The organism is Kribbella sp. NPDC055071, from assembly GCF_053608045.1.
Map to the genome: position 1 here is coordinate 63,861 of NZ_JBSGUS010000028.1, position 9,909 is coordinate 73,769.

A 9,909-nucleotide genomic window follows, 5' to 3' on the forward strand; every position below is an offset into this window, starting at 1 on the left:
GTGGGAAAGTGAGTGCATGCGAATTCTGCTGACGTCGGCTGGGATCAAGAACGGGAGTATCCGGGAGGCCTTGGTCGGGTTGTTGGGGAAGCCGATCGAGGAGTCGGATGCGCTGTTCGTGCCTACGGCCATCTACCCGTTCCCGGGTGGGGCCAAGATGGCGTGGCGGGCGGTGAACGGCGGGGCTCCGTCGCCGTTGTCCGAGTTGGGGTGGAAGTCGTTGGGGCTGCTCGAGCTGTCGGTGCTGCCGAGCATCGAGAAGGAGGCTTGGGTACCAACGGTCCGCGACGCCGACGCATTGCTGTTCTGGGGTGGTGACCCGCTGTTCCTGGCCAACTGGATGAGGCAGTCCGGGCTGACCGAGGTGCTGCCGGCTCTGCGGCCCGAAGCCGTCTACGTCGGAGTGAGCGCGGGGAGCATGGCCGCTACCTCCACGATCGTCGAGACCTACACCGAGACGCCCCGCGGCACGTACGGACGGCTGACGTCCGAGGACATCGTCTTCGCCACTCCTGAAGGTGACGTCGAGAGGACCCTGGTCACAGGCCAGGGCGCGGGGCTCGTCGACTTCGCGGTGATCCCGCACCTCGAGCACCCGCAGCACCCCGACGCGTCCTTCGCGAACGCCGAGAAGTGGGCGGCCCGGATTCCCGTACCGACGTACGCGATCGACGACGAGACCGCGATCACGGTGGTCGACGGCGTGACCGAGGTCGTCTCCGAGGGCCAGTGGAAGCTGTTCGAGCCTAGTCCGCGGTGAGAATCGCCTCCAGCGCAACCGCTTCCTGGTCGCGGTTCTGGGCGCGGAGGCGGTCGACGAGGAGCCAGCCGGCCCGGTACCAGGGCTCGGTGCCCGCGGTGAGGGTTGGAAAGAGCTGCTCGGCAAAGCTCGGGTCGCCGTGCTCGGCGATCAGAAGCCGGGCATTGGTGTGCTGTCCCTCGAAGCCACCGCGCTCGTAGTGTTCACCAGCTTGGGTCGCCTGCTGTACGGCGGTCTTCGGATCGCCCTGCTGGAGAGCGATCAGCGCCAGGTCCCAATGGATACCCGCGGTCTGGAAGCTGACCTGTGGGTCAGCCGACGGCAGAGCGTCCAGGATGGCGCGGCCGTTCTCGACCAGCTCGACCGCACGGGCGAAGTCACCGGTGTAGCGGGCGGACTGGCCTGCCAGGCGGAGTGCCTGCACCTGCTCGATCGGTTGGTCCGCGGCGGCGTAGTACGAAGCGGCGGAGAGTAAGACCTCGACCGCCTCCTCGTCACGGTCGAGCCGCTCGAGTAGCTGGCCCTCGTCCTGTCGGATCATGCCTCGCCAGGCCGGATGCGCATCGGCGGGTGCGGCCGCCTGCAACTCGCGCACCTTGGCCAGTGCCGGTTCCAGCTCGCCCAGCTCGCGATAAGCATCGATCAGTACGCCGTAGACGTCGGCCAGCGCATCGCCAAGCTCGGAGACTCCGGTCAGCGCCCGCATCGCCTCTTCACCGGTCTCGGCCGCTTCCAACGGACGCCCCGACCGCACGTACGCACGAGCCAACTCCACCTGGGTCAGCGCCACCTGAACTTCCCTGCCAGGCGTCCCGGCCGTCAGCGCGATCGCCTCGGCGAGATCCTCGGCCGCATCCTGCGGGCGGTCCAGCTTGAGCCGCATCAGGCCGCGCGTGTGGTAGGCGAACGCCCGGTTGTGGTCGTGCGCTGTAGCCAGACTCGTGGCCGCAAGCTGCTCGGCCTCCTCCAGGCGGCCCAGCTCGGCGAGCAGGCTGGCCTGCATCAGCGCGCTCTTCGCCCTGAGCTCGGTGTCGATCTCACTGCGCTGCTGCAGCTCGGTCAGCTCGCGCAGAGCATCGTCGAAACGCTCGGACCGGATGTACATCGTCGCGAGCGACTCCTGCCATCCACCACGACGGCGCGGCTCGTCGTAATCGATCAGTGTGCGGAGCGGGAGCTCTCCCGTCGCGAGGCCTTCTTCGATCTCGCCTTGGAAACACAAGGCCAGTCCGATCCGAGCGCGGTCGCGCTGTGCCCGGATGACCTCGTCCAGCTCGGTGTACAAAGCAAGTGCCTCGCGCCACGCATCCATGGCTGCCTCAGGCTCGTCAGGTGTGGCCAGACCACGTCCGTCGAGTACGCGGGCTCGGTCGAGGGGCGTCCACTCGCTCTCCGGTACGTCCCGCTCGAACGACTGCCAGGCCGCGATCGCCTCGTCGTGGTGTTCGGCCAGCCACGCCTCCTCGGCGCGATCCAGCCACTCGCGACCACTGGCCGGCGGTAGCTCTTCGGTCTTACTCGGTTCTGGTACGACGGCCGCCTTGCGGAGCTGAGCCCGCCGAGCGGTCTCCGACAGCGGCAGGTACTCGACCCACGGCGCAGCGGTCAGCGTGGCCCTGATCGTGTCGCCCTGATGCGTGGTCCCGTTCCGCGCATCGAACTGGCCCGACAGCTCCAGGGCGCGTGCGGCCATTCGCTCGGCCAGCTCACCAGCCGCGATGCTCACCTCGGGCCGGCGAATCATCAATCCGGCATCAACCCGGCTCAGCGCGAGCGAAGCTCCGGCCGCAAAGACCATCTCCGCGTACGGCGACGGCGGGTCCGCCAGCTCGCCCGCATGCCGCTCGATCAGCTCGACAGCCTTGATCTCATTGCCGGTCCGGGCCAGGAACACCACGTGATCCGCCAGCTCGCTCAACTCACCGACCCGCTCCCGCAGCAGCCGATACCCCTTCCGATGCGCGTCCACCGCCTCGGAATACATGCCCTCGGCAACATATGCGGGCAGTAGCGCGGTCAGCATCTGCTGGGGTTGCTCGACGCAGGTCAGCTGCCCGTCCAGCACACTCACGGACAGCGCGACGGCGTCCGCCGTACGTCCGACGTTGATGAGGTGGTGCACCTTCGAGGTCGGGTCGCAGCCGACGCAGTCCGACAGGTCGTCGCGCGGCGCTGTGGACCACAGCCGGAACTGCTCAGCGGCCTCGTCCGCAGCACCGATGTGGTGTGCGACCAGCCAGCGGTGCTGATGCACGGCGTGCAGGCTGTGCCCACTCAGCCGCCACCGCCGCTCCATGTCGTCCAGAACGGCGTACGCACGCTCCAGCGGCACCTCGGGGAACTTGGTCAGCGTGCTCGGCGCGTACTTGAAGCACCAGTGGAAGGTCCGCGCGTAGTCGCGAAAGCGTTCCGGGGAGGCGTCCCAGTCCGCCACACACCGCGCGAACGGCACCAAAGACTTCCGCGGCTCACCACCTGACACGTACGCCGTTACGAGCGACAGGCGGCTGTAGAACGCCAGCTCCACCTCTTCGGCCGCATCTGCCCGCCGTACGACGTCCTCCAGCAACGCGGACCGTGCTTTCCCGTACGGCGTACTCTCGGCGCGCTGCAACCGGTCAAGGATTTCCTGGCTCATCGGGACGGATCCTCCTGCGTCGGGACGGCCTGATCCAGCAGACCAAGGAAAGAACGGTTCACCAGCGCAGAGTCTGCCGGAGTGATCGGGTGGTAGCCGAGCATCAGCGCATGTCCGTAGAGCCCTTCTACTGCGAGCTGTGCGAGCTCACGGTCATCGAGCGACGTCATCCGGCGTACCAGCGGACTGCGGTAGTTCAGCACGAGCTGTGGACGACTGTCGTCGTGCGTGTCCAGTGCACCGAGCACTTCGGACCAGAGTGCGTCGGCACGGTCCCTGGTGGCTCTGAGCTCGCTGGCGAACTGGGCGGACCGATCAACCAGGTACAGCGCCGGCAGACCGGCCGGCTCGAACGCACGGACCACGACCTCGCAGCCCACCGAGTCCAGAGCCTCCTGTGCGAGCTGGACGAACGGACGAAGCCGTAGCTCGGTATCGGGATCCAGACTGTCGAAGCTGGTGCTCAGCTCGGTCGGATCGAAGCGCGTAGTGATCAGATCGGGTACAACCTCAGGCAGTCGTTGCAGCAGCTCGCTGTCGTACGTGTAGCCGCCGTTCACCACGGTGATCTGCTGTGCAGCCGCGACCGCCGCCAGTTGGCGGAACTCCTCGACCGTGGAGACGTAGCGAATCTCCGCGCCGCGTTCCATCAGTTCAGCAGTCGTCATCCGGCCGTGGTTGGTCTCGAAACGCAGCCACCGGTGCACCAACCGCAGCATGTCGTCATCGTGGAGCGCGAGGGCCTTCACCCCGAGCTGATGGATGCCGAGGAACCGATCCAGCTTGGCAGGGTCCGTGTTGCCGAGCCGGACCAGCCAGCCGCGCAGCTGCGTGCCCAGCGCCTCGCGCGTGGACTCGAGGTTGCCGTCGTCGAACAGCGCCTCACGGCTAGCGGTCGGCCGCAACTCGGAGGTGTCGACGACCGCGCGGACGAAGAATGCCCAATCGGGCAACAGGCCTTCGACGTTCTCGGCGAGCAGCATGCGCTTGAGGTACACCCGATGCGTCGCCCGCTCGGCCGGGTTGGCGGCGAACGGCAAGACATACGCGACACCGGTCAGCCCGGCCGCCGGATTGTTCAGGTGGATCACATCGAACGGCGTGAAGCCCAGCTTGTCCTGTGCATACGCCAGCAGGTCCGACCGGTCGCCTTCCCACGGCGCACTGCCGTCGGTCACCCGCTCGTCGTCGACAACGATCTCGATCGGCAGCAATGCGCCGAAGAGCCGGATCAGCTCGACGACGGTCGCCTTCTTGTACCACTGCTCCGCACCCCGCCGAGCCTTGAGCGTGACCGTCGTACCGGTCTCGGCCCGGTCCGCTGTGACGGCGGTGGTGTACCGGCCGTCTGCCGTACCGATCCAGCGAGTGGCTGGGCCTCCGGCCGGCTGGGTGACGACCTCGATTTCGTTCGCGACCATGAACGCCGACAGCAGGCCGATGCCGAACTGCCCGAGGAACTCGGTCCGCGCGAACCCGATCTCGTCCCGCTTGGAGCTGCGCCCGATCGTCGCGAGCAGCTCCCGCACCTCGTCCGGCCCGAGGCCGATCCCGGTGTCGGAGATGCTCAGGCTGTCGTCGGCCGTGCGTACGTCGATGCGCCGCGGCGCACCGGGATCGACGGCCTGCCGCGCGGTGATGGCGTCGACGGCGTTCTGCAGCAGCTCCCGCAGGTACACCCGCGGGCTGCTGTACAGATGGTTGCTCAGCAGGTCGACGATCCCCTGCAGATCGACCTGGAAGTTCTCGCTCACCCAATCCCCTTCCCGAGAGCGCTCGGACAACCTACGACATCGAGGGTGCCGGCGCTCCCGGGGAAGGGCCGGATCAGCGGGTGAGGACGATCGAGTTGATCGGCGTCATGCCGTAGTTGTTGGCCGTGTACTGCGGGAAGTACCAGACGCAGTTCGTGCCGCTGTAGGTCTTGCAGAGGTACGCCTTGGCGCCGCCGTACTGGTTGTTGAAGACGACGTGGTTGCCGATCTGGTTGGACAGCTTGTGCACGCCGTAGCTCCAGTAGATGTTGGAGGGGCGGCCGTTGTTCCAGCCCTTGTCACGCGGGTAGATGCAGACCGCGCCGTACGGACAGCCCTGGTAGGTGCCGCCGGTCGCCTTGGTCGCCGTCGTTCCGGCTGCCTGCGCGGCCGGAGCCGCAACGGTCAGAGCGGCCATCACCCCGGTGGCGAACGTCGCGGCGGCCAGTGCCTTCATCATTCTGCGCATGATCTCCCCTTGATCTGCCGGCATTCCCTGGTGGAGTGCTGTGGCATGTGGACTCGGACGCAGCGACCCGGTCGACGGTTTCGTCTGTACTGGCAGGGATTTTGTCGCTTTCGTGCCGAAAGGAGTCGTCGGCAACTTTCGCCTCGAGCCGGTGACGGGGTTATACGGCTTGCGCCTGGATCCCGTCCAGGAGCCTGTCGAGGCCGTAGCGGTAGGAGTCTGCCGCGGCCTCGCGGGTGGTGGACTGATAACCGCCCGCTTCCCAGATCGCTGTCATGGCGGGATGCCTGGTGACGTCGAAGTACGTCTCCCACAGGTCGTTGCGCTCGTACCACCAGGCGTCGTTGCTCTGACCGGTCGCGCGCTCGATCAGCTCGCTCTCCGCCTCCTGCCCAGCGGCTGAGTCGACGTACGTCGTGATCGCGAGCGCGGCCGTGTTGGTATCGGCCGGGCTGAGGCCGAGCGGGAGGCACGCGGAGAGCAGGTACTCACGGGCGGCCAGCATGCCGGGCCCGATCGGCGGACGGATCGTCGACACCTGGCACAGCCAGGGATGCCGGCGGAACATTGCGCGGGTCTGCTGGGAGTAGATCTCGACCTGCTCGCGCCAGTCTTGCGGGCGTGGGGCGCCGGGACCCGGGAGCTCGCGCTCACCCAGAACCTCGTCCACCATGAGGTCGAGCAGCTCCTCCTTGGACGGTACGTAGGTGTAGAGCGTCATCGTCCCGACGCCGAGCTCCTTCGCAACCCCACCCATCGAGGCAGCCGCCAACCCTTGCGCGTCGGCCAGCCCGATCCCGGCGCGGACAACGTCGTCGACCTCCAGCGACGGCCGCCGCCCCGCACCCCGGCGCCGCTCCCGCGGCTGGTCCGGCTCGGCCGAGCTCTCGTCCTGGACGGCCGGTTGGGTCGCTCGTTGGGTCGCCGGTTCGGTCGCCGGTTCGGTCGCCGTTTGAGTGGCTGGTTTGCGGTGGTTGCGCCACAGCAGCGCGAGCGTGCGCTCGGGCTGCCCCTCACCACTCCGCCGCACTGTCACAGCGCAACCATAGGCGCTCTCTTGAATTCTCGTATACCCTACGAGAATTGATGTCGGTCTGGCGGGAGAGGGTGGCATGACGATCCTGGTGACCGGGGCGACCGGGAGTGTGGGGCGGTTGCTGGTGGATGAACTGGTGGCCGCGCGAGCGCCGGTGCGGGCGCTCACCAACAACCCGGCTCGGGCGGCGCTGCCGGCAGGGGTTGAGGTCGCCCGCGGGTATCTGGGGACGCCGGCGACGCTGCCCGCTGCGCTGGCCGATGTCGACACGGTGTATCTCGCGCCGCTTCCGGCGTACGTGGATGACTTTGTCTCGTGCGCTCAGGCGGCCGGCGTGCGGCGGGTCGTCGTACTGTCCGGTGAACCTGCCGAGTACGAGGCGCAGGGGGATCCGGCGGCGTGGCACTACTACCGGATCGAGCGCGCGATCGAGGCCGGTGGGTTCGACTGGACGTTCTTGCGGCCCGGGCAGTTCATGAACAACACGCTGGACTGGGCTCCGTCGATCAGGGCCGAGGGTGTGGTGCGGACGCCGTACGCGAGCGCTGTGCAGACGCCGATCGATCTGGCCGACATCGCCGCGGTCGCACGCGTCGTCCTACTGTCCGAGCAGTACTCGGGGGCGAAACTCACGATGAGTGGACCGGAGGGGCTCACCGCGCCCGAGCAGGTCCACCACATCGCGGCCGCGATCGGACGCGAGCTCCGCTTCGAAGAGCTAACTCCCCAGTCGTACCTCGAAGGCCTGGCCCCCGCGATCGGCCTCGAGACAGCACAGTGGTTACTCGACGGCTTCCGGATGATGGCAGAACACCCAATGACCCCCGAGCCCACCGTCCCCGCCCTCATCGGCCGGCCGAGCGTGACGTACCAGCAATGGGCCACAACAAACGCCGCCGCCTTCACTTAGCCGTCCCTGCGCTTATCCCGGCAACGGGCTTTCCGGGGACCGCGGTGTTGGATCGGTTGGTTCGTCTGTGTCGACGCCGATGGATCTCGGTCTCACTGCGGGCACGTCTTCAGCAGGACGCTCCGCCGGCGGGACCCGGTACCAGTCGTAGAGCTCCTTGGAGCAGGCCTCGAAGAGTTGATCGGTCGGGTGCTTTCCCTTGATCTCGATGCCGATTCGCCCGGTCGACAGATCGATGACTGCGTCGACTCCTTCGCGGCGCAGGATGCGGGCGAATCGGAAGTCGACTTCTTCCGCGAAGAACGCATCCAATTCCTTCCGTCCGCCCGGGGGGAATTTGGCGAGGCAGGGACCGAAGATGATGTCTTGGATGCGGTTGATGTCACCGTAAATGCGGAGCCTGCCGTCGTCGCCCCTGTACATGACGACGTCGTACTGGGCCAGGCACTGGTTGACATCGCTCAGGTCGTCGCTCATGGGCACTCCGTCGAGGTTGTAGTCCGCCGGGACAGTCGTAGGCGAGGATCAGGCTGCCGGAAAGTTGTGCTGATCGTCCCACGGCTGACTTGAACTCTGGGTCGAACGTGTGTTCGACTGTAGACATGAGATGGGCCGGGCAGCAAATCGGTGTCGAGACTCCGGGGACGTTGCCGGGGCTCGGGTCTCTTGCGGGGCTGGTGCGGTCGGTGACGACGCCGGAGTTCCGCGGGATCACGTTTCATGAGGTGATCTCGAAGTCGGCGCTGAATTCGGTGCCGGGTTCGATGTTGCCGTTCAACTGGACCATCAATCCGTACCGCGGGTGCACGCACGCGTGCCGGTACTGCTTCGCCCGTCCCACCCACAAGTACCTCGAGCTCGACCAGGGCCTCGACTTCGATCAGCAGATCGTCGTGAAGACCAACGTGGTCGAGGTCCTGCGCCGCGAGCTGGCCCGGCCGTCCTGGTCCCACGAGCAAGTTGCCTTGGGCACCAATACCGATCCCTACCAGCGCGCCGAGGGGCGGTATCGCCTGATGCCAGGGATCATCGAGGCGCTGGCAGACTCGGGGACGCCGCTGTCCGTGCTGACCAAGGGCACCTTGCTCCGGCGCGATCTCGACATCCTGTCCGCCGCCTCGGAGCAGGTCTCGGTCGGCGTCAGCATCTCCTTGGCCCTAGGGGATGAGGAGCTTCGCAAACACGTCGAGCCCGGCGTCCCGTCAGTCCGCGGTCGGCTCGACCTGATCCGCGCGATCCGCGATGCCGGTCTGCCCTGCGGGGTAATGGTCGCGCCCGTCCTCCCGTGGCTCACCGACACGACCGAAGAGCTCGATCACCTGTTCGGCGAACTCGCCGAAGCCGGCGCAACCGGTGTGACGACGCTCGTCCTGCACCTGCGCCCGGGCGTGAAGGAATGGTTCATGGGCTGGCTGGGCCGTGACCACCCCCACCTGGTCTCCCGCTACGAGTCCCTCTACGGACACGGCTCCTACGCCGCCCCGAGTTTCCGCAATGCCTTCGAGGAGAAAACCCGCCCCCTCCTCACCAAACATGGCTTCGGCAAACGCGCCAACCACCGCTCCAAACCCCGGCAACCCCAACGCGTAGTAGAAGCCCCCGGCACCACCTCAGGCTGGGGCGAACCTCCCACCCCACCCCGTCAACCCCGCAAACCCACCCCGAAGACCTCCTCCCAGGAACCTCTCTTCTAACAGTGATGCCCTCCCGGTGCAGCTCCCGAATCTGTAGGCGATGTGTGACTAGCCCGCGGTGTCGCCATGATCGCCGGCGACACGGCTGGCCGGAGCGCGCAGGTAGGGCAGGTCTCCACGGCAGACCGGCAACCAGCATGCGTTCGCGAACTCTTGCGACGACCTCGGCGAGCTGGAGCTTGGGCTTTTGTCCATCCGCCCGGGCGCCGCATAACTTGCCTATGGCAACCATATCGTCGACCGTTCAGCCTGTGGGCAAACGCTCCGCCTGGGGATAACACGGGCGTGCCCTGTGGATAGAGATTTCCCTTCAGAATAAGGGATATCTGAGGTGGAGACTGTCGGTGACGAGGTCTATCATTGTGTGTATGGAACAGGTGAGCGAGCGGCCGATCTGGGCGCTGAGCGACAGTGATCTGCTGTCTGCCAGCGACCGGACCGACGCTGCCATCACCCGGCTGCTCACCTATCGTGTCCAGCTCATCGCCGCGATCGAGGAGCGCGGCTTGGCGCAAGACCTCGGTGCCAGCGACACCACCGAACTAGACGGTATGTGGTGACGTCGTCGTGGTGGCGGGGTTGCGGGCCGGGGCCTCACTCACACAGATTCGTGGGTTACCGAGTAGGGGCTGCCTGCTCGGTCTGTCC

General features: G+C 66.8%; 9 protein-coding genes. 4 read left to right on the forward strand and 5 right to left on the reverse strand.

The features are described 5' to 3' along the window. The first annotated feature begins 16 nt into the window (after positions 1-16). On the forward strand, positions 17-760 hold the full coding sequence (locus tag ACWF4Z_RS33580; RefSeq protein WP_452247222.1) for a Type 1 glutamine amidotransferase-like domain-containing protein: 744 nt from the start codon (positions 17-19) through the stop codon (positions 758-760). Here the strand turns inward: ACWF4Z_RS33580 and ACWF4Z_RS33585 are convergent. From ACWF4Z_RS33585 to ACWF4Z_RS33600, 4 genes are all read right to left on the reverse strand, one after another. Further along, positions 747-3,398: a tetratricopeptide repeat protein gene (locus ACWF4Z_RS33585; protein ID WP_452247223.1), complete on the reverse strand. Its 2,652-nt coding sequence runs from the start codon at positions 3,396-3,398 to the stop codon at positions 747-749. The two genes, ACWF4Z_RS33580 and ACWF4Z_RS33585, sit on opposite strands and share 14 nt — an antisense overlap. Then, on the reverse strand, positions 3,395-5,152 hold the full coding sequence (locus ACWF4Z_RS33590; protein WP_452247224.1) for an HSP90 family protein: 1,758 nt from the start codon (positions 5,150-5,152) through the stop codon (positions 3,395-3,397). The genes ACWF4Z_RS33585 and ACWF4Z_RS33590 overlap by 4 nt, the downstream gene beginning before the upstream one ends. 73 nt (positions 5,153-5,225) lie before the next feature. Next, complete coding sequence (locus ACWF4Z_RS33595; protein WP_452247225.1) at positions 5,226-5,621, reverse strand: hypothetical protein; 396 nt, start codon at positions 5,619-5,621, stop codon at positions 5,226-5,228. A 160-nt stretch (positions 5,622-5,781) separates the two neighbouring features. After that, positions 5,782-6,657 carry a TetR/AcrR family transcriptional regulator gene (locus tag ACWF4Z_RS33600; protein ID WP_452247226.1) on the reverse strand — a complete coding sequence of 292 codons (876 nt, stop codon included), beginning with the start codon at positions 6,655-6,657 and terminating at the stop codon, positions 5,782-5,784. Between the two features lie 76 nt (positions 6,658-6,733). Between ACWF4Z_RS33600 and ACWF4Z_RS33605 the strand changes: the two genes are divergently transcribed. Beyond that, on the forward strand, positions 6,734-7,567 hold the full coding sequence (locus ACWF4Z_RS33605; protein ID WP_452247227.1) for an SDR family oxidoreductase: 834 nt from the start codon (positions 6,734-6,736) through the stop codon (positions 7,565-7,567). Positions 7,568-7,579: 12 nt separating this feature from the next. Here ACWF4Z_RS33605 and ACWF4Z_RS33610 read toward each other — a convergent pair whose 3' ends face one another. Beyond that, positions 7,580-8,044, reverse strand: coding sequence for a hypothetical protein (locus ACWF4Z_RS33610; protein WP_452247228.1), 465 nt, complete (start codon positions 8,042-8,044; stop codon positions 7,580-7,582). 125 nt (positions 8,045-8,169) lie between these two features. On the opposite strand from ACWF4Z_RS33610, the gene ACWF4Z_RS33615 reads away from it, so the two are divergent. Together ACWF4Z_RS33615 and ACWF4Z_RS33620 are read left to right on the forward strand one after the other, a co-directional pair. Further along, a complete protein-coding gene (locus tag ACWF4Z_RS33615; protein ID WP_452247229.1) occupies positions 8,170-9,261 on the forward strand; it encodes an Rv2578c family radical SAM protein in 1,092 nt (363 codons plus the stop codon). 368 nt (positions 9,262-9,629) lie between these two features. Beyond that, positions 9,630-9,821 carry a hypothetical protein gene (locus tag ACWF4Z_RS33620; RefSeq protein ID WP_452247230.1) on the forward strand — a complete coding sequence of 64 codons (192 nt, stop codon included), beginning with the start codon at positions 9,630-9,632 and terminating at the stop codon, positions 9,819-9,821. Positions 9,822-9,909: the final 88 nt, after the last annotated feature.